Raw genomic sequence first — 22,163 nt, 5'->3', positions numbered from 1 at the left:
TCCCTCCAGAAAATATTGCTTACAAAAAAGCTGAATTAATTCGTGCATACAAATTATTTAGTTGTTAGCTACAATTAATCAGCATGAAAGCGGCAACGAGACAATATCAGTGATATTGCTGGCTTTTCAGTGCCACAACTCTTCAGTTGTACTAGTTGACCAAACACTTCCCTTTAGCCAACTTTCCTAATCCCCCTACAAGCTGGAAAGCACGAGCAGCCCCAGAATTTCGTACCCGCCAGTTCACCCTTCTGCGTGACACGCAGCACCATCGGGCTGTCACAGCTCGGACAGGACGGCACAGCAGAAGTAACCGGTGGAGGACTGGTTGGCTGGGTAGCTTGTTGGCTGGACTGCTGCTTGAGCATGGTCAGTACCTTTTGTGCCGGCACCAACTGTATGGATCGTCCTTCGGCAAAGTTCTTGGCATCCTCTGTGAACTCACCCGACGCCACAACATAGCCGCCCACCGCCCCGCGAGCCGTCATGACGCCATACAGTTCGCGCACGATAGCCACGCCAACCTTGCTGGTCTTCCACTGCTTACACTGCACCAAATATTTGTCTTTCCCCATGTACAGCTCCAGGTCCACGCCCCCATCGGGACCATCTCCGCCCTGCTGCACGACCCGATAGCCATCACGCCGGAAGAGTTCGGCGGTGAGGTGCTCGAATTCTCGCCATGACAGCTTCTCCAATGCCTCTCGGCTCGGATTGGCTGACACATTGCGATGAAGCTCGGCTTGCCGGCGGCGGTTACGGTAGGAGATGAAAGCGCCCAGGGCGAAGCAGAGCGGGACGAGATACTGGAAGACCATCGAGAAGGACACCACTAGCTGGCGGCTCAAGCTGTCACCGAGCGTGTGGCCAGGACCGTTGCTACCCAAGGTAGTGGGAACGATGGGAGGGAGCGAGGCGTAGTGGTGGAAGATGAAATAAGCCACCAAAGCCAAGGCAAGACCGGCCTGCCATGGCAATTTCGAAGCAATCTCCATCAGGACTTCAAGCAAAGAATCTTTGCGCCGGGCCATAGCCTTACCCCATATGCATTAATACGTAAGCATGTTACGCACTTTATGGGCCATTTGCACAGCGGTTGAGCTGATCCCTTGCGCCTCATCAATCAGATAAACTTATCCCCACTACTACCGCTGGGTTGAAGGTCGGATTTACCGCAGACATGGCGGTTTAACCGGCGATGGGCTATGAAAAAACCGGCCACGTTGCCGTGGCCGGTTCTCGGTATTTCGACGAACTTAGCGATTAAACATCGATATTTCGTGCAATTAGCGCATTCCCCTCAATGAACGCCCTACGCGGTTCGACGTTGTCGCCCATCAGCGTGGTGAACACGTCGTCGGCGCCCATCACGTCTTCGATCTTCACCTTGAGCAGGCGGCGCACGGTCGGGTCCATGGTGGTTTCCCACAGCTGTTCCGGGTTCATCTCGCCCAGGCCTTTGTAGCGCTGGATGTTCATGCCCTTGCGCACTTCGGCCAGCAGCCAGTCGAGCGCTTCGCCGAAGTCGGCCACCGGTTTGACGGTTTCGCCGCGTTTGACGGTGGCGCCTTCGCGCAGCAGGCCCTTGAGCAGGTCGCCGGTTTTGGCCAGTTCGGCATAGTCGCCGGAGTCGAGGAAGTCCTGGTCGAGCACGGTCACCATCACGTTGCCGTGCAGCTTGCGGGTGATCTTGATCATCCAGCCGTCGTTCTTCTCGTCGTGCAGCAGGTCGAGGCGGATGAACTCGGCCGGCAGCGCGGCGGTGAGTACGGCGACGGCGTCGCGGGCGGCGTGCTCGGTGTCGAGCGACAGGCGGCCAACGCGCAGCATGGCTTGCAGCACCAGCGGGTCGACCACGCGGCTTTCGCGTTCGATCACGGCGCGGGCGAGCAGGAACTGGCGCGCCACTTCGGCCAGGGTGTCGCCGGAGAGGGCGGCTTCGCCTTCGGCCGGCATCAGTTCGGCCTTTTCCAGCGCGAGTTGCAGCAGGTACTGGTCGAGCTCGTAGTCGTCCTTGAGGTAGCGTTCTTGCTTGCCGTGCTTGGCCTTGTAGAGCGGCGGCTGGGCGATGTAGATATGGCCGCGCTCCACCAGCTCGGGAGTCTGGCGGTAGAAGAAGGTGAGCAGCAGGGTACGGATGTGCGCGCCGTCGACGTCGGCATCGGTCATGATGATGATGCGGTGGTAGCGCAGCTTGTCCGGGTTGTATTCGTCCTTGCCGATGCCGCAGCCGAGCGCGGTGATCAGCGTGGCGACTTCCTGGCTGGCCAGCATCTTGTCGAAGCGGGCGCGCTCGACGTTGAGGATCTTGCCCTTGAGCGGCAGGATGGCCTGGAACTTGCGGTCGCGGCCTTGCTTGGCCGAGCCGCCGGCGGAGTCACCCTCCACCAGGTAGAGTTCGGACATGGCCGGGTCTTTTTCCTGGCAGTCTGCCAGTTTGCCGGGCAGGCCGAGGCCGTCCATGATGCCCTTGCGGCGGGTGATCTCGCGCGCCTTGCGCGCGGCTTCGCGGGCGCGGGCGGCGTCGACGATCTTGCCGACGATGATCTTGGCGTCGTTGGGGTTTTCCAGCAGGAAGGATTTCAGCGCGTCGCTGATTACTTCGTTGACCACCGGGCCGATCTCGCTGGAGACCAGCTTGTCCTTGGTCTGGCTGGAGAATTTCGGGTCCGGCAGCTTGACGGAGAGCACGCAGGTGAGGCCTTCGCGCATGTCGTCGCCGGAGGTGTCGACCTTGGCCTTCTTGGCGGTATCGGATTGTTCGATGTAGCCGTTGAGGGTACGGGTCATCACCTGGCGCAGCGCGGTGAGGTGGCTGCCGCCGTCACGCTGCGGGATGTTGTTGGTGAAGCACTGCACCGATTCCTGGTAGGAGTCGTTCCATTGCATCGCCACTTCGACCGTCATGCCTTCCTTTTCGCCGATGGCGTGGAACACCTTGGGGTGCAGGGCGGTCTTGTTGCGGTTCATGTACTCGACGAAGCCGGCCACGCCGCCGGAGAAGGCGAAGTTTTCTTCCTTGCCGGTGCGCTTGTCGATCAGGGTGATGGCCACGCCCTGGTTCAGGAACGACAGTTCGCGGATGCGCTTGGCGAGGATGTCGAAGTGGAATTCGATCTTGCCGAAGGTTTCTTCACTGGCGTGGAAAGTGACTTCGGTGCCGCGATAGGTGCTGTGGCCGGTGACGGTGAGCGGGGCCACCGCTTCGCCGCGGCGGAATTCCATTTCGTGCACCTTGCCGTCACGCCAGATTTTCAGGCGCAGCCAGTCGGACAGGGCGTTGACCACGGAGACGCCGACGCCGTGCAGGCCGCCGGAGATCTTGTAGCTGTTGCTGTCGAACTTACCGCCGGCGTGCAGCACGGTCATAATCACTTCGGCGGCGGAGCGGCCTTCTTCCGGGTGGATGTCGGTCGGGATGCCGCGGCCGTTGTCTTCCACCGAGATGGAGTTGTCCGGGTTGATGGTGACCTTGATGGTGTCGGCGTGACCCGCCAGCGCTTCGTCGATGGCGTTGTCCAGCACCTCGAACACCATGTGGTGCAGGCCGGTGCCGTCCGAGGTATCGCCAATGTACATGCCCGGGCGCTTGCGTACGGCATCCAGACCCTTGAGAACCTTGATGCTGTCTGCGCCGTATTCCTGTTCGCTCATAAAACCTTCTCTGTCGTGTGGCAGGTGTCACCGGCGGGGGAGGCCCCCGCCTTCGTCTTCGGCCAACCTGGTGATGCCCGAGGCCGGCCGAAACCGCGTTAGATGCGCATCGGCATCACGATGTACTTGAACTGGCTGTAGTCCGGAATGGTCACCAGCGTGCTGCGGTTGGCGTCGCCGAAGGCCAGCTGCAGCGTTTCGGCCGGCAGGTTGGTGAGCACGTCCAGCAGGTAGTTGATGTTGAAGCCGATTTCCAGCTCGCCGCCGCCGTAGTCGATTTCCAGCTCTTCTTCGGCTTCTTCCTGTTCGCTGTTGGTACACAGAATGGACAGGCTGCCCGGCTTGAGCACCAGGCGCACGCCGCGGAATTTCTCGTTGGCGAGAATGGCGGCGCGCTGCAGCGCGTGCAGGAAGGTGAGCCGGTCGATCAGGAACAGCTTGTCGTTGTCGAGCGGGATGACGCGGTTGTAGTCGGGGAACTTGCCGTCCACCACCTTGCTGATGATGACGGTGGAGCCGAAGGTGAAGCGCACCTGGTTGGCCAGCACTTCGATGGTGATGGGCTCGTCGCTATCCTGCAGCAGCTTGTAGAGCTCGATGATGGTCTTGCGCGGCAGGATCACCTCGGCCTTGGGCAGCGAGGTGTCGATTTCGGCGGCGGCGAAAGCCAGGCGGTGGCCGTCGGTGGCCACCAGGCGCACCTGGTTGTCGTCGGTCTGCATCAGCAGGCCGTTCAGGTAGTAGCGGATGTCCTGCACCGCCATGCTGTACTGCACCTGCGAGATCAGACGCTTGAGTTCTTTCTGCGGCAGGCTGAAGGTGGCTTCCGGCGTGCCGTTGACCGACAACAGCGGGAAGTCTTCGGCCGGCAGCGTCTGCAGGTTGAAGCGGCTCTTGCCGGCTTTCAGCGTCAGGCGGTTGTCCTGCTGCTCCAGCGACACGGTGGAGTTACCGGGAATGGCGCGCAGGATGTCCTGCAGCTTCTTGGCCGAGGTGGTCAGGCGGAACGATTCGCCCGGCAGCGTTTCAGCGCTGGCCGTGGTGATCTGGATTTCCAGGTCGGTGGCCAGAAAGCCCACCGCGCCGTCCTTTTTCTCGATCAGCACGTTGGACAGGATGGGCAGCGTGTGGCGACGCTCGACAATCCCCGTCACCGCCAGCAGCGGTTTCAGCAGGGCATCGCGTTCAGCTTGCAGAATCAGCATGTTCCGGGCTCCCGAAAGTTTTTTTAGTTGCGCAGCATTTGCAGCAGGGTATCGTAATCGTGGCCGATGTCGGCGTCACTGCCGCGCATCTCCGCGATGGTCTTGCAGGCGTGCAGCACCGTGGTGTGGTCGCGCCCGCCGAAAGCGTCGCCGATGTTGGGCAGCGAGAGCTGGGTCAGCTCCTTGGCCAGCGCCATGGCGATCTGGCGCGGCCGGGCGATGTCGCGGCTGCGCTTCTTGCTGTGCATGTCGCCCAGCTTGATCTTGTAGTACTCGGCCACGGTCTTCTGGATGGCGTCCACCGTCACCTGGCGGTTGCCGGCGGCGAGGATGTCTTTCAGCGCTTCCTTGACCAGTTCCAGCGAGATGCTCTGGTTGGTGAAGCGGGCGTAGGCCACCACGCGCTTCAAGGCGCCTTCCAGTTCGCGCACGTTGGAGCGCACGTTCTGGGCGATGAAGAAGGCCACGGTGTGGTCGAGCTTGATGCTGTCGGCCTCGGCCTTCTTCATCAGAATGGCCACGCGCATTTCCAGCTCCGGCGGCTGGATTTCGACGGTCAGCCCCCAGCTGAAACGCGAGATCAGGCGCTCGTCCATGCCTTCGATCTGCTTGGGGTAGGTGTCGCAGGTCATGATGACCTGCTTGCCGCTTTCCAAGAGGGCGTTGAAGGCATAGAAGAATTCTTCCATGGTGCGGTTCTTGCCCGCGAAGAACTGGATGTCGTCGATCAGCAGCAGGTCGAGCGAGTGGTAGTAGCGCTTGAACTCGTCGAAGGCCTTGTGCTGGTAGGCGCGCATGATGTCGGCCACGTAGCGCTCGGCGTGGATGTAGCGGATCTTGGCCTGCGGGTTCTTCTGGTAGACGTGGTTGCCGATGGCCTGGATCAAGTGGGTCTTACCGAGGCCGACGCCGCCGTACACGAACAGCGGGTTGTAGGCCTGGTCGCCCGGGTTCTCGGCGATCTGCATCGCCGCGGCGCGCGCCAGCTGGTTGCCCTTACCGGTCACCAGGGTGTCGAAGGTGAACGCCGGGTTGAGCCGGGTGCTTTCGTGCCCGCCGCCGATGGCCTTGACCGCCGCCTGCTTGGCCGGGGTGGCCACGGCCGGGGCCGCGCCGCCGGCCGGTGCGCTCTTGCCGCTCGGCGCGGCCGGCTTGGCCGGCACCACCGCCGGGGCGGCATTGGGGCTGCCCAGGCGCAGCTCGACCGGCACCTCGCCCATCAGCTCCACCGCCAGTTCCTCGATGCGACCGAGGAAACGGTCTTTGATGAACTGCATGATGAAGCGGTTGGGCGCCAACAGCTGCACGCCGTCCTCGGTGAGTTCGGCGGCCAGCGGCTTGATCCAGGTGTTGAACTGCTGTGAAGACAGTTCGCCCTCGAGGCGAGCGAGGCACGCAGGCCAGAATTGATCCAGTTCGGTCATTAAGTACACGCAATAAAAAGCAAAAAATCCCGCCGTTGTCCGTTGTCGCGAAGGCGGGAGATACCGCCGTGCCAGGGCCTCGTGGGCGGCGCGGCGGTCAGTGTTCGGCATGGCGCAGAGGCGCATCCTCCCAGCCGGAGCGGCTAACCTTGCCCGCAGGGGGAAGGTTTCTGTTCAATTCTTACGCAGCGGGTGGGGGGCGCTAAGTTTTGACATTCTAATAGTTTTCCGGAAAGTTATCCACAGGGAGCGAAAAAATTAGCGATTGACAAAGCCGGGGTTTTCTTGTGAAATCACGCGTTTATTTCCTCGTTTCGAAATAGGAACACCGAATCATGAAACGCACTTACCAGCCTTCGACCACGCGCCGCAAGCGCACCCACGGCTTCCTCGTACGCTCCAAGACCCGTGGTGGTCGCGCCGTTCTGGCCGCCCGCCGCGCCAAGGGTCGCAAGCGTCTGGCCGTGTAAGTTTTGGCCTTTCGCTTTCGCCGTGCGCACCGGCTGTTGAAAACGGATGAATTTTCATCCGTTTTTAGTTTGCGGCAAGCGCGCAGCAATCCCTATTTTCAGGTATACGCCCGCCCCAACGGCCTTAACCGCCCGCGACTCGGTCTCGTGGTCGGCAAGAAGGTCGCCAAGCGGGCGTATCGCCGTAATTACATCAAGCGCACCGTTCGAGAGTGGTTCCGCCTGAACCAGCAGACGCTCGGCTCCTTCGATTACGTGGTGCGTTCCCGCCTCGTGTTCGACCGCGAGACGCGCACCGAAGCTGTCACGGCGTTGTCCTCACTCTTTGGTAAACTAGCCCGATGTCACGCCTCTTCATCTTCCTGATCCGTTGCTATCAGGTCGCCATCAGCCCGTGGCTCGCGCCGCGCTGTCGCTATGTGCCGACCTGTTCCGGCTACGCGATCGAGGCGGTGAAGAAACATGGCGCCTGCAAAGGCGGCTGGCTGGCTGTTCGGCGTATTTCGCGCTGTCACCCCTGGGGTGGCAGCGGCTACGACCCGGTTCCCTGACCACCTTTCCCGGTAACGAGAGATGGATTCCAAACGACTGATCATTTTCATCGTTCTGTCCATGAGCATCCTGCTGCTCTGGCAGGAATATTTTGCGCCCAAACCGACCCCGCAGCAGCTGGCCAAGAGCCAGACTACGGCGGGTGCGCCGGGAGCCCCGGCCGCCCCGAGCGCGGCAGCCCAGCCGGCCGATGCCGCCAAGCTGACGTCGGGCCAGCGCATCACGGTCAGCACCGACCTCTACAAGGCGGAGATCGACACCGTGGGGGGTGACCTGCGTCGCCTGGATCTGCTGAAGCACAACGCCGCCGAGGACGCCAGCAAGCCGTTCGAGCTGTTCACCGACAAGGGCGGCCGCGTGTACGTGGCGCAGACCGGTCTGGTGGCTGCCTCCAACCCGGCGCTGCCGACGCACAAGACCGTGTTCACGGCCGAGAAGACCAGCTACCAGATGAACGGCGACAAGCTGGAGGTGAAGCTGACCGCGCCTGAAGCCAACGGCGTCAAGGTAAGCAAGGTATACACCTTCAAGAAGGGCGCCTACGACATCGACGTGCGTTACGACATCAGCAACAGCGGCAGCGCGCCGGTCGCCCCGACCGCCTACTTCCGCCTGCTGCGCGACGGCCAGAAGCCGGAAGGCGAAGGCCGCTTTGCGAGCACCTTCACCGGCCCGGCGGTGTACACCACCGACGGCAAGTTCCAGAAGGTGTCGTTCGACGATCTGACCAAGGGCAAGGGTGACTACGTCAAGAGCGCCGACAACGGTTGGGTGTCGATGCTGCAGCACTACTTCATGAGCGCCTGGATCATCAAGCCGCTGGGCGGCCAGAGCGTGTGCGCCGCCGGCCAGCCGTGCCGCTTCGAGCTGAAGAGCAGCAACGGTCTGTTCTCCGCCGCCACGCTGGTGGATCTGCCGGCCATCGCGCCGGGCGCCAGCCGCTCGATCACCGTGCCGCTGTACGCCGGTCCGGAAGAGTTCGACATCATCACCAAGGTGGCCGACGGCATGGAGTACGCCAAGGACTACGGCTGGGTGCACATCTTCGCCTCGCCGCTGTTCTGGCTCTTGACCAAGCTGCACGCGCTGGTGAACAACTGGGGCTGGGCGATCATCCTGCTGACGCTGACCGTGAAGGCGCTGTTCTACCCGCTGACCGCCGCCTCGTACCGCTCGATGGGCAAGATGAAGGCGCTGGCGCCGCGTCTGGAACGCCTGAAGGAGCAGTACGGCGACGACCGCATGAAGATGCAGCAGGCCGTGATGGAGATGTACAAGAGCGAGAAGGTCAACCCGCTCGGCGGCTGCCTGCCGATGGTGATCCAGATTCCGGTGTTCATCGGCCTGTACTGGTCGCTGCTGGCTTCGGTCGAGCTGCGCCAGGCGCCGTGGACGCTGTGGATCAACGATCTGGCCCGCCCGGACCCGTTCTACGTGCTGCCGGCGATCATGGCCATCACCATGTTCCTGCAGACCTTCCTGAACCCGCCGCCGGCCGACCCAATGCAGGCGAAGATGATGAAGATCATGCCGTTGGCGTTCTCGGCGATGTTCTTCTTCTTCCCGGCCGGTCTGGTGCTGTACTGGGTGGTGAACAACGTGCTGTCGATCGCCCAGCAGTGGTACATCAACAAGCAGATCGAGAAGGCCAAGAAGCTGGCGCTGCAGTCCTGAGCCGCTTTGCACTCCCGATGACGAGCCCGGCCTTGATGGCCGGGCTTTTTTCCTGGCACGCTGGGCGTGGCCAGCCAGAGAAAAACTTGCCCGAAACGGTCTAAACAAAAGTCTATTTCAGGAGGCGAGCGAGCCCAAGCAGGTTGAGGGCAGCCAGCGCACAGGAACCGGAATGTACACACAGTACATGAGGATTCCGCGCACTGCCGGCGCTCAAGATGCAAAGGCGCAGCCGCCTAATGAAATAGGCTCAGAGACCGTTTCGGCCAGATTTTTCCGTCTTTTCCGCCTTTGCCGCAGGATCGCCACCATGTCGCTTGCCTACACTCCGACCACCATCTGCGCCATCGCCACCGCTCCCGGCCGTGGCGGCGTCGGCGTCATCCGCGTCTCCGGCCGTGGTTTGCTGCCGTTTGCCCAGGCCATCTCGGGCGGCAAGACCCCGCAGCCGCGCTACGCCACCTACAGCGACTTCGTCGCCGCCGACGGCACGGCCATCGACAACGGCCTGATGCTGTACTTCCCCGGCCCGAACTCATTCACCGGCGAGGATGTGCTGGAGCTGCAGGGCCACGGCGGGCCGGTGGTGCTCAACATGCTGCTCTCGCGCTGCCTCGAGCTGGGGGCGCGGCTGGCCGAGCCGGGCGAGTTCACCAAGCGCGCCTTCCTCAACGACAAGCTCGATCTGGCGCAGGCCGAGAGCGTGGCCGACCTGATCGACGCGTCCAGCGAGACCGCGGCGAAGAGTGCGCTCAAATCGCTCAAGGGCGCGTTCTCGCACGAGATCCACCAGCTGGTGGACGAGCTGATCACGCTCAGGATGCTGGTGGAGGCCACGCTCGACTTTCCGGACGAGGAGATCGACTTTCTCGAGGCCGCCGACGCGCGCGGCAAGCTCGGCGGGGTGCGCGCCCGGCTCTCCCAGGTGCAGGCCACGGCGCGCCAGGGCGCGATCCTGCGCGAGGGCATGCACGTGGTGCTGGTGGGGCAGCCCAACGTCGGCAAGTCGTCGCTCTTGAACGCGCTGGCGGGCGACGACGTCGCCATCGTCACCGACATCGCCGGCACCACGCGCGACACGCTGCGCGAGGAGATCGTCATCGACGGCGTGCCGGTGCACGTGATCGATACCGCCGGCCTCAGGGACACCGACGACGTGGTGGAGAAGATCGGCATCGAGCGCACCTGGCAGGCGGTGCAGCGTGCCGACCTGGTACTGGTGCTGGTGGACAGCCGCGAGGGGGTGGGCGCCGAAGTGAGCGCCATCCTGGCCAAGCTGCCGGAACGCCTGCCGCGCGTGTTCGTGTTCAACAAGGTGGACCTGTCGGGCGAAGCGCCGGGGTTGGCCGAAGAAGACGGCCATCCGGTGGTGCGGCTGTCGGCGCGCACCCTGGCCGGGGTGGAGCTGCTGCGCGCCAAGCTGCTGGAGATGATCGGCTACCGTGGCGCCAGCGAAGGGGTGTTCCTGGCGCGCGAACGCCACCTCGACGCCATCCGCCGTGCCGCCGAGCACCTGGCGCTGGCCGAGACGGTGTGGCAGCAGGTGGAGCTGTTCGCCGAGGAGCTGCGCCTGGCGCAGCACGCGCTGTCGGAAGTGACCGGCGAATTCACCCCGGACGATCTACTCGGGGTGATCTTCAGCCGCTTCTGCATCGGCAAGTAAGCCCCCTCGGCCCGGCGGGCTCCCCGACGCCAGCAGCAACGGGGCACCCGGGGTGCCGGAACGGGACAGCAACTCGGCACGGGCAAGCAGGTGGGCGGGCTCGTTGCCGTCGCCGGGATACACCGCGACGCCGACGCGCAGCGCGATCTCGACACGGTGCTTGCCCAGCATGAACGGATTGGCCAGCCGCGCCAGCAGCGGCTCCACCCGTTCGGCGATGGCGGTGGCGTCCTGCGGCAGGTCGGCCAGCAGGACCGCGAATTCGTCACACCCCAGCCGCGCCACGCAATCCTGCGGGCGCAAGCCATTCTCCAAACGCCGCCCGACCTGACGCAGCAGCTGCTCGCCGGCTGCTTCGCCGTAGCGCGCGGCAATCGGCTGGAAGCGCTCCAGATCGAGATAGAGCAGCGCGACGCGCTGGCCGTGTGCCTCGGCGCGTGCCATGGCGCGCGACGTCCGGGCCAGCAGCAGGGTGCGGTTGGGCAGACCGGTCAGGGTGTCGCAGTGGGCCTGCTGCCAGGCTGCCTGCTGGCGCTGCCGCTCGGGGCAGATGTCGCTGAACAGCGCAACGTAGTGGCTGGGCCGGCCCTGTTCGTCGGCCAGCACCGAAATCTTCAGCCACTCGGCCTGCACCGTGCCATTCTTGCGGCAGTTGTTGATCTCGCCCTCCCAATGGCCGTCCTGGCGCAGGCGTTGCCACAGCGTCCGGTAGAAGGCCTCATCGTGCCAGCCCGAGGCCAGCATGGCGGGGGTGTGGCCGACGATCTCGTCGGCGCTGTAGCCGCTGCGCAGGCTGAAGGCGTGGTTGACCGTGACGATGACGCTGTCGAGATCGGTCACCATGATGCCTTCGCTGGCGGCGTCGAACACCGACTGCGCCAGCCGTTGCGCCGCCTGGCCGGCCAGGAGCGGCGAGACGTCGCTGAATGCCAGCAGCGCCGCGGGTGTCCGGCCCTGGGCGTCGCCGCCGAGCGGACGGGCACTGAGCGACAGCCACTGCGGTTCGGCGCCATGGCTGGCGATGCCGAGCTGTTCGTGCTCGAGCGGGGCCGCGTCGCGCACCGCCGCCAGTCCTTGTGCCTGAGCGGCGGCAAGCGGCGTGCCGTCCGGGTGCACCAGCCAGCGCTCGGGCCGCATCCAGCCCGCCTCGTCGAGCCCCAGCAGGCGCCGCGCCAGCGGGTTGGCGGCGCTCACCGCGCCGTCGGCGTCGACCACGGCGACACCCATGGCCACGCTGTCGAACAGGGCCTGGAGTTGTTCCTCGCTGTGCCGCAGCCGCCGCGCCAGTTCATGGCGGGGACTGACGTCGTGCACAATGCAGTGCAGCAGGTTGCGGCCGTCCAATGGGCCCGGCCCGGTGTAGACCTCGACCTGGCGCTGCTCGCCGTTGGCGAGGTGGTGGACGCAGCTGAAGCGGGCGCTCTCGCCGGACAGCGCGCGCTCCATTTCGCGCTGCAGCACCTCGGCCGGCAGCGAGATCAGCTGCGGCAGGCGCATCCGCGCCAGCACCTCGCGCGGGTAGCCGTAGAACTCGGCGGCGGCGGGGTTGGCGTCGACGATGCGGGCGCCGGCCGGGTCGACCAGCAGCTTGATGGCGGCGTTGTTCTCGAACAGGCCGCTATAACGCGCCTCGCTCTCGTCCAGCGCGTGCTGCTGACGCGCCAGGCGCAACAGCAGCAGCGCGAGGGCCGCGGCGCAGCCGGCCAGCAGCAGCGACCCCACCGTGCTCTGTTCGCGGCTGGCGGCGATGGTGCGCTCGACCGGTGCCAGCACGGCGCGCTCGTCGAAACCGACCACGGCGATCAGCGAGAACACCTCCAGCAGCTGCCAGGCGTGGATGCGCGGCACGTGGTCGAGCGTGGAAGTCAGGCGGAAGCTGCCATGCGCGGCGGGGGACGGGCCGCGGAACGGCGCGTTGAAGTCGAACGGCTGCCCCATCGCCTTGTCCTGCAGCCGATTGCGCGCCAGAAAGCGGCCATCGCTGCGCAACAGCGCCAGGGTGTCGTTCGGCCCCAGGCGCAGCGCGCCGAAACGGTTGATGAAGAAGTCCGGCGCAATCGAGAACACCATCACCCCGGCAAACTTACCGTCGCGGTACATCGGGCGCGAGAACTGGATGCTCCAGGCCTGGGACACCCGCCCCAGCACCGGCTTGCTGATGTAGATCTGGTCGGTGCGGCTGATGGCGTGCACCTTGAAGTGGTCGCGGTCACCCAGGTAGACGTGCAGCGAGTCGTTCAGGCTGGAGAAGGTCAGGTAGCCGTCGGCGTTGATCACCGCGATCTGGCTCAGCATGCCGGCCGGGAAGGTGGCGATGATCTGCCTGGCGTGCAGCGCCACCTGCTCGGGCGCCACCAGGTATTCCGCGCGCAGGCCCTGCAGCGCGAAGTCGACGTTGGCCAGCGCGCCGGCCTGGCTGTCGGCCAGCGCGGCCGCCATCTGCTCGGCGTGCAGGGCGCTCTGCTGCAACGCCTGCGCCCGCAAGACGTCGTGGCTGTGCTCCAGGCGCAGCCAGTAGGCTGGCAGGGCCAGCACGGTGGCCAGCACGACGAGAGCCGCTGCCAGACGCAGGCGGGTAGCATTCCACATGGTGTTGTCGGACTAGGGTCGGGTTAGTGGGCATGAGCCGGAATGGCACCGGGACGCAGCGAGTGCCATGGTGCCCGACATTCTACCGGAAAAATACCGTCCACCATGCCGAATGAGTAGATGCCGAACAAATTTTTACCTGGTTGTGGCATCGGATCGCGGTGGGGGCTGGCGGCCCATGGCGCCGCCCATGTGCCGGCGCTATTGACCACCGCCGCCCTCCTTGCGCCGGCACCATGTCGTATGCTGAAAGCAGGACAGCCAAACGGGATGGGGCAACGATGCGAGATCATTACGATGTGCTGGTGGTGGGGGGCGGTATCAACGGCTGTGGCATCGCCAACCTGGCGGCCCAGTGCGGACTCTCGGTGCTGCTGGTGGAGCAGGACGACCTGGCGGCGCATACCTCGTCGGCGTCGAGCAAGCTGATCCACGGCGGCCTGCGTTACCTGGAGTATGGCGAGTTCCGCCTGGTGCGCGAGGCGCTGGCGGAGCGCGAGGTGCTGCTGGCGATGGCGCCGCACATCATCCGCCCGCTGACCTTCATCCTGCCGCATCACAAGGCGCTGCGCCCGGTGTGGATGATCCGCCTCGGGCTGCTGCTGTACGACCACCTCGGCAGCCGCGAGCAGCTGCCGGCCAGCCAGCGCCTGACGCTGGCGCAGCATCCGGCCGGGGCGCCGCTGCGCCCGCGCTACCATACCGGCTTCAGCTACGCCGATTGCTGGGTCGACGACGCCCGGCTGGTGGTGCTCAACGCGATGCAGGCGCGCGAGTACGGCGCCGACGTGCTGACCCGCACCCGCCTGGAAGGCGCCTGCCGCAGCGAGGGGGGCTGGCTGGCGCGCCTGGCGGATTCTTCCGGTGCGCCGCGCACGGTGACGGCAAGCGCACTGGTGAACGCCGCCGGTCCGTGGGTGGAACGGGTGCTGGAAACCAGCCTGGGTCACGCCGGACGCTCCCGCCTGCGACTGGTCAAGGGCAGCCACATCGTGGTGCCGCGCTGCTACGAGGGCGAGCACGCCTACCTGCTGCAAAACGGCGACCGCCGCGTGGTGTTCGTGCTGCCGTACGGCGACTACACCCTGATCGGCACCACCGACGTGCCGTTCGACGGCGACCCGGCGACACTGGCGGCGAGCGCGGAGGAGATCGACTACCTGTGCCGCGTGGTGAACGAGTATTTCGTGCGCCCGATCCGGCCGCAGGATGTGGTGTGGAGCTTTGCCGGGGTGAGGCCGCTGTTCGACGACGGCTCGCCCAGCGCCACGGCGGTGACGCGCGACTACCATCTGGAACTCGACGGCAGCGACGTGCCGCTGTTGTCGGTGTTTGGCGGCAAGCTCACCACGCATCGCCAGCTGGCGCGCGCCGCGCTGACACGGCTGGCCGGCCACTTCGACCTGGAGCTGCCGGACGAGCCGCCCCCGGCGCTGCCCGGCGGCGTCTTGCCGACGCTGACGCTGAGCGCCTACCGGCACCAGCTGGCGCAGCGTTATCCCTGGCTGCCGGCAACCCTGCTGACGGCGCTGCTGCAGCGCCACGGCAGCCTGATCGAGCGGCTGCTGCAAGAAGCGACGGCGCTGGCCGACCTCGGCACCAACCATGGCGGCGGCCTGTACCAGCGCGAGGTGGAATACCTGATCAGGGAGGAGTGGGCACGCCAGCCGGACGACGTATTGTGGCGCCGCAGCAAGTGCGGGCTGGCGATGAGCGCGGCCGAGCGCCAGGCTTTTGCTGCCGAGTGGGAGAGGCGCTATGCGGGGTTGGGGATGGACTGAAAGTCCGTTCCAGTGGGTGAGCGAGCCAAGGCAGGTTGAGTGCTACCGGAGCACAGTAACCGGAATGATCATGCCGTAGCTGAGGATTCCGTATCGCGGAGCGAATGACGGCGTGCAAATCCCTGCGTGCCAATCTTCGATTGGCTCAGCGAGAGATTTGCACGCCGTCCGCCAGCACTCAAGATGCGAAGGCACAGCCACCTCATGGGATGGGCTAGACCCGGCTTTGCAGCTCTCCCAATCGGTCCGGGCGGTCGGTGCACAGCATGTCGACCCCCCAGGACTGCAGCAGCCGCGCTTCCATGACGTCGTTCACGGTGTAGGCCATGACGGCGTAGCCGGCGCTGTGGATGGATTCGACCAACGCCAGGTTGAGGCTGGCGTGGTGGCAGTGCAGCGCCAGGGCGCCGACGGCGTCAAGCTGGGCGCGCCAGTTGGCCGGCACCGTGTCAAACAGCAGGCCGCGTGGCAACTCCGGTGCCGCGATGCGGGCGGCGTGCAGCGCCTCGGCCGAGAACGACGACAGCAGCGGCGGCACTGCGGCGCGCTGCCATAGCCGCCGCGCCGCGCGGGCGACCACGCGCCCGGTTTCGGCCTCGCGCCCCGGGCAGGGCTTGATCTCGAGGTTGACCTGGATGCCGCCACTGCGGCACAGCGTGGCCAGCTCCTCCAGGAGCGGCAACGCTTCGCCGGCGAAGGCGGCGTGGAAGCGGCTGCCGGCGTCCAGTTCGCGCAGCTGCGCCAACGTCAGCGCGCGGGCCGGGCCGGCACCGTTGGTGGTGCGCTGCAGGGTGTCGTCGTGCAACAGGAACGGCTCGCCGTCGGCCGACAGCTTGACGTCGCACTCCACCGCGCGTACGCCCAGCCGTGCCGCGATCAACAAGCCTGCCAGGGTGTTTTCCGGTGCCAGCGCTCCGCCTAGACGATGGGCGAATACCAGCGGATAGGGCCATAACGGCATGGTCACTTCGGTACCTCGATCGGGATGACGGGCGGCATGACAAGCGGCTCATTGCCGCCCCAACGTGAAAAACGTTGGAATCGATTATGCTTTACGGTCTCGCGTTTTCCCTTAATCGTAAACCCTGCTTTACAGCTCGTGTGACAAAAAGTTACTGTCATCATGGCTTGTGCGGCGCAACAAATAGAAGAAATAGCCCAATGGAAATGGTTTTTCTATGCCTGATGGCGTTTTTTGCCGGCATGATCGATTCGGCAGTCGGTGGCGGTGGACTGATCCAGCTGCCGGCGCTGTTCAACGGTTTGCCGACGCAGGCTCCGGCCACGCTGCTGGGCACCAACAAGTTCGCCTCGGTGTTCGGTACCGCCAGCGCCACGCGCAGCTTCGTCAAACGGGTGAGGATGGCGTGGGGCCTGATTCTGCCGGCCACCGGCGCGGCCTTCCTGCTGTCGTTCGCCGGCGCCACCGCGGCGAGCCACGTGCCGAAGCAGGTGATGAAACCAGTGGTGCTGGTGCTGTTGATCGCGATGGCGCTGTATACCTTGAAGAAGAAGGATCTGGGGCGGGTGCACAAGCCGACGGCGGTCACCGCGCGGGAGAAGCGGCTGGCGCTGCTGATCGGCGGCGGCATCGGCTTCTACGACGGCATTTTCGGGCCGGGTACCGGGACGTTCCTGATTTTCCTGTTCGTGCGCTGTTTCGCCTTCGACTTTCTGCACGCCTCGGCCGCGGCCAAGGTGGTGAACCTGGCGACCAATATCGCGGCACTGTCGTTTTTTGTCACCACCGGCAACATTCTGTACGCGGTGAGCATTCCGATGGCGTTGTCGAACATCGTCGGTGCCCAGGTCGGGAGCCGCATTGCCATCAAGGGCGGAGCCGGGCTGGTGCGGGTGTTGTTCCTGATCCTGGTGACCGGGCTGATCGGCAAGTTCGCCTACGACATGCTGGGGTGACGTTTGGAGTCGGATTGACAGCGGAGCAAGACATGCCGGTGCAATCTGGGACATCTAAAGTCGCATTGACAGTGGACAAGTTTTCCGCAAAATTTGTCGCAAAAGTATAAAAGCGCTACGCTTAATAACAAATAAATACATAAAGATAAAACGAACGGCTGTTTAATCTTCGGGGATAACAGCCGTTTGCCGTCTTTACTAACGCTTTTCACACAACTGAGGAACTGACCATGCAGATCGCAATTCCAGCCGAACGTCTGGCTGGCGAGGCGCGCGTGGCCGCTACACCGGAAACGGTGAAAAAACTCGTCGCCATGGGTCACACCGTGGTCGTCGAGTCGGGGGCCGGACGCCTGTCCGCCGTCCCCGATGCGGCCTACGCCGACGCCGGCGCCAGCCTGGCGGCGAACCGCGCCAGCGCGCTCGCCAACGCCGACATCGTGCTCCAGGTGCGCCCGCCCGAGGCCGACCAGATCGCCGAGTTCAAGACCGGCGCCACCGTCGTCTCGCTGATGAACCCCTACGCCAACCCACACCTGGCGGCGATGGCGGCCAAGAAGCTGTCGGCCTTCGCCATGGAACTCTTGCCGCGTACCACGCGCGCGCAGAGCATGGACGTGCTCTCCAGTCAGAACAACATCGCCGGCTACCGCGCGGTGCTGCTGGCCACGCACTACTACCCGCGCTTCATGCCGATGCTGATGACTGCCGCCGGCACGGTGAAGCCGGCGCGCGTGCTGATCATGGGCGTGGGCGTGGCGGGGCTGCAGGCCATCGCCACCGCCAAGCGCCTGGGCGCGGTGGTGGAGGCGACCGACGTGCGCCCGTCCACCAAGGAGCAGGTGGAGTCGCTCGGCGCCAAGTTCATCGAGGTGCCGATGACCGATGAGGAGAAGGCGGCCAGCGACGGGGTCTACGCCAAGGAGATGTCGGACGACTACAAGCGCCGTCAGGCGGAGCTGGTGACCAAGCACGCCATGGCGGCGGACATCATCATCACCACCGCGCTGATCCCGGGCAAGAAGGCACCGCAGCTGATCAGCGCCGAGGTGGTGCGGGCGATGAAGCCGGGCTCGGTGATCATCGACATCGCGGCGGAGGCCGGCGGCAACTGCGCGCTGACGGTGCCGGGCGAGGTGAGCGTGACCGACAACGGCGTGACCGTGGTCGGCACCACCAACCTGCCGGCGCTGGTGGCGGCGGACGCCTCCAGCCTGTACGCGCGCAACCTCTTGACCTTCCTGTCGCTGATGCTGAGCAAGGACGGTTTCACCCTCAACCTGGAAGACGACCTCCTGGCCGCCACGCTGATCACCCACGACGGCGCGGTGCGCTTCGGCCAACCTTCCTCCCCGTCCGCCGCCGCCGCCCAGCCGGCCGCGACGCGGGCCTGACCTTCCAGGAGAGCATCATGATCGATCCTTTCATCACCAGTCTGACCGTGTTCGTGCTGGCCGTGTTCGTCGGCTATCACGTGGTGTGGAACGTCACCCCGGCGCTGCACACCCCGCTGATGGCGGTGACCAACGCCATTTCGGGCATCATCGTGGTCGGGGCGCTGCTGCAGGTGGTGGACATCAACGGTGAGGCCATCACCCTGACGTCCGTGCTCGGCGCCATCGGCATCTTCCTGGCCAGCATCAACATCTTCGGCGGCTTCCTGGTGACCCAGCGCATGCTCGATATGTTCAAGAAGAAGAAAAGGTAAGGAGCCGCCATGGAAAATATCTCTGCAATCCTCTACCTGATCGCGGCGGTGCTGTTCATCCTCGCGCTGAAGGGGCTGTCCAGCCCCGTGTCCGCCTTGCGCGGCAACCTGTACGGCATGGTGGGCATGCTGATCGCCGTGGTCACCACCTTCCTGATCATGGACAAGCCGGTGCTGGCGCTGATCGGCGCAGCCATCGCCGGCGGTGCGGTGATCGGGGCGTGGCGCGCCAAGACCGTCGAGATGACCGGCATGCCGGAGCTGGTGGCGGCGATGCACTCGCTGGTCGGCCTCTCGGCGGTGCTGATCGCGGTGGCGGCGATCTTCCACAGCGGGGTGGAGCATACCCCGGTGCAGAAGGTCGAGCTGTTCATCGGCGCCTTCATCGGCGCGATCACTTTCACCGCCTCGGTGGTGGCGTTCGGCAAGCTGTCGGGCAAGTTCGGCTCCAAGGCGGTGTCGTTTAGCGGCCAGCACCTGCTCAACCTGATCCTGGCCATCGCCATGGTGGGCTTCGGCATCGTCTACTTCGTCAGCGATAGCCACGCCGCCTTCCTGGCGATGGTGGCGGTGGCGCTGGTGCTGGGCGTGACGTTGATCATTCCGATCGGCGGCGCCGACATGCCGGTGGTGGTGTCGATGCTGAACTCGTACTCGGGCTGGGCGGCGGCGGGCATCGGCTTCACCCTGAACAACCCGGTGCTGATCATCGCCGGCGCCTGCGTCGGTTCCTCCGGTGCCATCCTGTCCTACATCATGTGCCGGGCGATGAACCGCTCCATCGTCAGCGTGCTGTTGGGCGGCTTCGGCGCCGAACCGGCCGCGGCGGCGGCGGGCGCGTCGGGTCCGAAGAACTACAAGTCGGGCTCGGCCGAGGACGCCGGCTTCCTGATGAGCAACGCCGACAGCGTGATCATCGTGCCGGGTTACGGCCTGGCGGTGTCGCGTGCGCAGCACGCGCTGCAGGAGTTCGCCGAGTTGCTGCACGAGGCCGGGGTGAAGGTGCGCTACGCCATCCACCCGGTGGCGGGCCGCATGCCGGGGCACATGAACGTGCTGCTGGCTGAAGCCGAGGTACCGTACGAGCAGGTGCAGGAGATGGAGGAGATCAACTCCGACTTCGCCAACACCGACGTGGTGCTGGTGATCGGCGCCAACGACGTGGTGAACCCGGCGGCGCAGAAGGACAAGGCAAGCCCGATCTACGGCATGCCGATCCTGGAGGCGCACAAGGCGCGCACCGTGGTGGTGGTCAAACGCTCGATGAACGCCGGTTACGCCGGTCTGGACAACGAGCTGTTCTACATGGACAAGACCATGATGGTGTTCGGCGACGCCAAGAAGGTGGTGGAAGACCTGGTGAAGAGCGTGGCGCATTAACGCCGGCTTGGGCCAACCTTGAAAGATCGACCGCCCGGCCGGCAACGGCCGGGCGGTTTTTTGTCGCCCGCGCGAAGCCACGGCATGGCGCGCAAAACTGGTCGATACTGGAATGGTCTCGGCCACAACCCAACAGAGCGACCGGAACCCCACCATGCCAACCCGCCACCTCGGCGTCGTCCTGAAAGGCTACCCGCGCCTTTCCGAAACCTTCATCGCGCAGGAGCTGCGCGAGCTGGAGGCGCGCGGCTTCACGCTGACGCTGTTTTCGCTGCGCCACCCCACCGACCTGGAGCGCCACCCGGTGCACGACGAGATCCGCGCCCGCGTGGTGTATCTGCCGGAGTACCTGTACCAGCAGCCGTGGCGCGTGCTGCGTGCCGCGTTGCTGGCGCTGCGCCGGCCGGCGGCGCTGTGGGCGACCTGGCGGCTGTTCCTCGCCGACCTCGCGCGCGACTTCACCCCCAACCGGGTGCGCCGTTTCGGCCAGGCACTGGTGCTGGCGGCGGAGTGCCCGCCCGAGATCGAGCAGCTCTACGTGCATTTCATCCACACCCCCGGTTCGGTGACGCGCTACGCCGCGCGCCTGAGCGGCCTGCCGTGGGCGGCGTCGGCGCACGCCAAGGACGTGTGGACCCAGCCGGAGTGGGAAATCCGCGCCAAGCTGGCCGACATGCAGTGGCTCGCCACCTGCACCCGCGCCAACCACGACTACCTCTCGGCGTTGCCTGAGGGGCGCGGCAAGGTGCATCTGGTCTACCACGGCATCAGCTTCGCGCGCTTTCCGCCGCCGCCCGCGCCCCCGGCCGCGCGCGACGGCAGCGACCCGGCGCACCCGGTGGAGCTGCTGTCGGTGGGCCGCGCCGTGGCCAAGAAGGGCTACGACGACCTGCTCGCGGCGCTGGCGACGCTGCCGCCCGGGCAGCACTGGCGCCTGAGCCACATCGGCGGCGGCACGCTGCTGCCGGAACTCAAACGCCAGGCGGAGCGGCTCGGGCTGGCCGACAACATCCGCTGGCTGGGCGCGCTGCCGCAGCAAGAGGTGCTGCCGGCCTACCGCCAGGCCGATCTCTTCGCGCTGCCGTGCAAGGTGGTCGACGACGGCGACCGCGACGGCCTGCCCAACGTGCTGATGGAAGCGCAGAGCCAGGGTGTGTGCTGCCTGTCGACGCGGCTGTCGGGCATCCCCGAACTGATCGAGGACGGCGTGAGCGGCGTGCTGGTGGAACCCGGCGACGTGGCGGCGCTCGGCGCGGCGCTGGCGCGGCTGATCGCCGACCCCGGCCTGCGCCAGCGCCTGGCCCAGGCCGGCGCCGAGCGGGTGCGCCGCGAGTTCGCCATGGAGCGCGGCATCGAGCGGCTGCTGGCCTGTTTTGACACCCCTCTTCCCGCTACGGAGGCAGCATGCCCCGTCTCGCCTTCTACGCCCCATTGAAATCGCCGCGCCACCCGGTGCCGTCCGGCGACCGCACGCTGGCGCGGCTGTTGCTGCGCGGTCTGCGCCTGGCCGGCTGGCAAGTGGAGCTGGCCTCCAGCCTGCGCAGCTACGACGGCGTCGGTGATCCGCGCCAGCAACAGCGGCTCAAGGCGCGCGCCGAACGCCGCGCCGCGGCGCTGATCGCCGCCTATCGCGCCCGTCCGCCGGAGGAGCGGCCGCAGGCCTGGTTCACCTACCACCTCTACCACAAGGCGCCGGACTGGATCGGCCCGGCGGTGTGCCGCGCGCTCGGCATCCCCTACCTGCTGTGCGAGGCCTCGCACGCGCCGCAGCAGGAAGGCGGGCTGTGGCAGGACAACCTGTCCGACTGCGTGGCGGCGATCCGCCAGGCGGCACGCATCTTCATCGTCAACCCGCGCGACGAGCCCGGCCTGGCGACGATCCTGGCCAACCCGCTGCGGGTGCTGCGCCGGCTGCCGCCGTTCATCGACACCACGACGTTGGCGCGGCGCCGCCCGCGGGGGGAGCTGGCGCGCGAAGCCGGGCTCGACCCGGCGCGGCCCTGGCTGATCAGCGTGGCGATGCTGCGCCCGGGCGACAAGATGGCCTCGTACCGGCTGATGGCGGCGTGCTACCGGCGGCTGCTGGCGGAGGGGCGCCATCTGCACTGGCTGATCGTCGGTGACGGTGCGGCGGCGGCGGAACTGG

Annotated in this window: 18 protein-coding genes; 12 read left to right on the top strand and 6 right to left on the bottom strand. The window is 65.6% G+C overall.

The features are described from left to right. Window positions 1-173: 173 nt before the first annotated feature. From FURADRAFT_RS19040 to dnaA, 4 genes are all read right to left on the bottom strand, one after another. Window positions 174-1,031, bottom strand: a complete 858-nt coding sequence (locus FURADRAFT_RS19040; protein WP_008955805.1) for a restriction endonuclease — start codon at window positions 1,029-1,031, stop codon at window positions 174-176. A 232-nt stretch (window positions 1,032-1,263) separates the two neighbouring features. After that, the gene (gene gyrB, locus FURADRAFT_RS19035; protein WP_008955804.1) at window positions 1,264-3,654 is read right to left on the bottom strand and encodes a DNA topoisomerase (ATP-hydrolyzing) subunit B; all 2,391 of its coding nucleotides are present in this window, start codon (window positions 3,652-3,654) and stop codon (window positions 1,264-1,266) included. A 98-nt stretch (window positions 3,655-3,752) separates the two neighbouring features. Further along, a complete protein-coding gene (gene dnaN, locus FURADRAFT_RS19030) occupies window positions 3,753-4,859 on the bottom strand; it encodes a DNA polymerase III subunit beta (protein WP_008955803.1) in 1,107 nt (368 codons plus the stop codon). Between the two features lie 23 nt (window positions 4,860-4,882). Next, entirely contained in the window at window positions 4,883-6,283 is a 1,401-nt protein-coding gene (gene dnaA, locus FURADRAFT_RS19025; RefSeq protein WP_008955802.1) for a chromosomal replication initiator protein DnaA, read from the bottom strand. 335 nt (window positions 6,284-6,618) lie between these two features. Here dnaA and rpmH point away from each other — a divergent pair, with 335 nt between their 5' ends. From rpmH to mnmE, 5 genes are all read left to right on the top strand, one after another. Further along, the gene (gene rpmH / locus FURADRAFT_RS19020) at window positions 6,619-6,753 is read left to right on the top strand and encodes a 50S ribosomal protein L34 (protein ID WP_008955801.1); all 135 of its coding nucleotides are present in this window, start codon (window positions 6,619-6,621) and stop codon (window positions 6,751-6,753) included. Between the two features lie 3 nt (window positions 6,754-6,756). Next, window positions 6,757-7,119: a ribonuclease P protein component gene (rnpA, locus tag FURADRAFT_RS20320; protein ID WP_081455972.1), complete on the top strand. Its 363-nt coding sequence runs from the start codon at window positions 6,757-6,759 to the stop codon at window positions 7,117-7,119. Then, window positions 7,095-7,304 carry a membrane protein insertion efficiency factor YidD gene (gene yidD, locus FURADRAFT_RS19015; protein ID WP_008955800.1) on the top strand — a complete coding sequence of 70 codons (210 nt, stop codon included), beginning with the start codon at window positions 7,095-7,097 and terminating at the stop codon, window positions 7,302-7,304. Before rnpA ends, yidD begins: the two co-directional genes overlap by 25 nt. A 22-nt stretch (window positions 7,305-7,326) precedes the next feature. Then, window positions 7,327-8,979, top strand: a complete 1,653-nt coding sequence (yidC, locus tag FURADRAFT_RS19010) for a membrane protein insertase YidC (protein ID WP_008955799.1) — start codon at window positions 7,327-7,329, stop codon at window positions 8,977-8,979. Window positions 8,980-9,289: 310 nt separating this feature from the next. Then, window positions 9,290-10,642: a tRNA uridine-5-carboxymethylaminomethyl(34) synthesis GTPase MnmE gene (gene mnmE / locus FURADRAFT_RS19005; RefSeq protein WP_008955798.1), complete on the top strand. Its 1,353-nt coding sequence runs from the start codon at window positions 9,290-9,292 to the stop codon at window positions 10,640-10,642. Here the strand turns inward: mnmE and FURADRAFT_RS19000 are convergent. Further along, window positions 10,601-13,231, bottom strand: coding sequence for a sensor domain-containing diguanylate cyclase (locus FURADRAFT_RS19000; protein WP_008955797.1), 2,631 nt, complete (start codon window positions 13,229-13,231; stop codon window positions 10,601-10,603). The two genes, mnmE and FURADRAFT_RS19000, sit on opposite strands and share 42 nt — an antisense overlap. 281 nt (window positions 13,232-13,512) lie before the next feature. Between FURADRAFT_RS19000 and glpD the strand changes: the two genes are divergently transcribed. Continuing rightward, window positions 13,513-15,012, top strand: a complete 1,500-nt coding sequence (gene glpD, locus FURADRAFT_RS18995) for a glycerol-3-phosphate dehydrogenase (protein WP_008955796.1) — start codon at window positions 13,513-13,515, stop codon at window positions 15,010-15,012. Window positions 15,013-15,226: 214 nt separating this feature from the next. Here glpD and ugpQ read toward each other — a convergent pair whose 3' ends face one another. Further along, window positions 15,227-15,973: a glycerophosphodiester phosphodiesterase gene (ugpQ, locus tag FURADRAFT_RS18990; protein ID WP_008955795.1), complete on the bottom strand. Its 747-nt coding sequence runs from the start codon at window positions 15,971-15,973 to the stop codon at window positions 15,227-15,229. A 200-nt stretch (window positions 15,974-16,173) separates the two neighbouring features. On the opposite strand from ugpQ, the gene FURADRAFT_RS18985 reads away from it, so the two are divergent. From FURADRAFT_RS18985 to FURADRAFT_RS18960, 6 genes are all read left to right on the top strand, one after another. Next, window positions 16,174-16,929: a sulfite exporter TauE/SafE family protein gene (locus FURADRAFT_RS18985; RefSeq protein ID WP_008955794.1), complete on the top strand. Its 756-nt coding sequence runs from the start codon at window positions 16,174-16,176 to the stop codon at window positions 16,927-16,929. A gap of 230 nt (window positions 16,930-17,159) precedes the next feature. Then, window positions 17,160-18,323 (top strand): Re/Si-specific NAD(P)(+) transhydrogenase subunit alpha, encoded by a 1,164-nt coding sequence (locus FURADRAFT_RS18980; RefSeq protein WP_008955793.1) that lies wholly within the window; start codon window positions 17,160-17,162, stop codon window positions 18,321-18,323. A gap of 17 nt (window positions 18,324-18,340) precedes the next feature. After that, window positions 18,341-18,637 (top strand): proton-translocating transhydrogenase family protein, encoded by a 297-nt coding sequence (locus FURADRAFT_RS18975; RefSeq protein WP_008955792.1) that lies wholly within the window; start codon window positions 18,341-18,343, stop codon window positions 18,635-18,637. A 9-nt stretch (window positions 18,638-18,646) separates the two neighbouring features. After that, window positions 18,647-20,017 carry an NAD(P)(+) transhydrogenase (Re/Si-specific) subunit beta gene (locus FURADRAFT_RS18970; RefSeq protein ID WP_008955791.1) on the top strand — a complete coding sequence of 457 codons (1,371 nt, stop codon included), beginning with the start codon at window positions 18,647-18,649 and terminating at the stop codon, window positions 20,015-20,017. 154 nt (window positions 20,018-20,171) lie between these two features. Then, window positions 20,172-21,452, top strand: coding sequence for a glycosyltransferase family 4 protein (locus tag FURADRAFT_RS18965; RefSeq protein ID WP_008955790.1), 1,281 nt, complete (start codon window positions 20,172-20,174; stop codon window positions 21,450-21,452). Next, window positions 21,422-22,163: glycosyl transferase group 1 (locus tag FURADRAFT_RS18960; RefSeq protein ID WP_008955789.1), on the top strand; the 742-nt coding region annotated here is incomplete at its 3' end. The genes FURADRAFT_RS18965 and FURADRAFT_RS18960, both read left to right, overlap by 31 nt.

Origin of the sequence: Pseudogulbenkiania ferrooxidans 2002 (assembly GCF_000174355.1) — a bacterium.
Lineage (GTDB): Bacteria > Pseudomonadota > Gammaproteobacteria > Burkholderiales > Chromobacteriaceae > Pseudogulbenkiania > Pseudogulbenkiania ferrooxidans.
Note: the sequence above shows the minus strand (reverse complement) of the source record. Positions and strands in the feature narration are given on the sequence as shown.

What these genes read in the sequence shown, in the direction of transcription:
- FURADRAFT_RS19040 (WP_008955805.1), bottom strand. Translation starts at nt 1,031, where the DNA reads ATGGCCCGGCGCAAAGATTCTTTGCTTGAAGTCCTGATGGAGATTGCT.
- gyrB (WP_008955804.1), bottom strand. Translation starts at nt 3,654, where the DNA reads ATGAGCGAACAGGAATACGGCGCAGACAGCATCAAGGTTCTCAAGGGT.
- dnaN (WP_008955803.1), bottom strand. Translation starts at nt 4,859, where the DNA reads ATGCTGATTCTGCAAGCTGAACGCGATGCCCTGCTGAAACCGCTGCTG.
- dnaA (WP_008955802.1), bottom strand. Translation starts at nt 6,283, where the DNA reads ATGACCGAACTGGATCAATTCTGGCCTGCGTGCCTCGCTCGCCTCGAG.
- rpmH (WP_008955801.1), top strand. Translation starts at nt 6,619, where the DNA reads ATGAAACGCACTTACCAGCCTTCGACCACGCGCCGCAAGCGCACCCAC.
- yidD (WP_008955800.1), top strand. Translation starts at nt 7,095, where the DNA reads ATGTCACGCCTCTTCATCTTCCTGATCCGTTGCTATCAGGTCGCCATC.
- yidC (WP_008955799.1), top strand. Translation starts at nt 7,327, where the DNA reads ATGGATTCCAAACGACTGATCATTTTCATCGTTCTGTCCATGAGCATC.
- mnmE (WP_008955798.1), top strand. Translation starts at nt 9,290, where the DNA reads ATGTCGCTTGCCTACACTCCGACCACCATCTGCGCCATCGCCACCGCT.
- FURADRAFT_RS19000 (WP_008955797.1), bottom strand. Translation starts at nt 13,231, where the DNA reads ATGTGGAATGCTACCCGCCTGCGTCTGGCAGCGGCTCTCGTCGTGCTG.
- glpD (WP_008955796.1), top strand. Translation starts at nt 13,513, where the DNA reads ATGCGAGATCATTACGATGTGCTGGTGGTGGGGGGCGGTATCAACGGC.
- ugpQ (WP_008955795.1), bottom strand. Translation starts at nt 15,973, where the DNA reads ATGCCGTTATGGCCCTATCCGCTGGTATTCGCCCATCGTCTAGGCGGA.
- FURADRAFT_RS18985 (WP_008955794.1), top strand. Translation starts at nt 16,174, where the DNA reads ATGGAAATGGTTTTTCTATGCCTGATGGCGTTTTTTGCCGGCATGATC.
- FURADRAFT_RS18980 (WP_008955793.1), top strand. Translation starts at nt 17,160, where the DNA reads ATGCAGATCGCAATTCCAGCCGAACGTCTGGCTGGCGAGGCGCGCGTG.
- FURADRAFT_RS18975 (WP_008955792.1), top strand. Translation starts at nt 18,341, where the DNA reads ATGATCGATCCTTTCATCACCAGTCTGACCGTGTTCGTGCTGGCCGTG.
- FURADRAFT_RS18970 (WP_008955791.1), top strand. Translation starts at nt 18,647, where the DNA reads ATGGAAAATATCTCTGCAATCCTCTACCTGATCGCGGCGGTGCTGTTC.
- FURADRAFT_RS18965 (WP_008955790.1), top strand. Translation starts at nt 20,172, where the DNA reads ATGCCAACCCGCCACCTCGGCGTCGTCCTGAAAGGCTACCCGCGCCTT.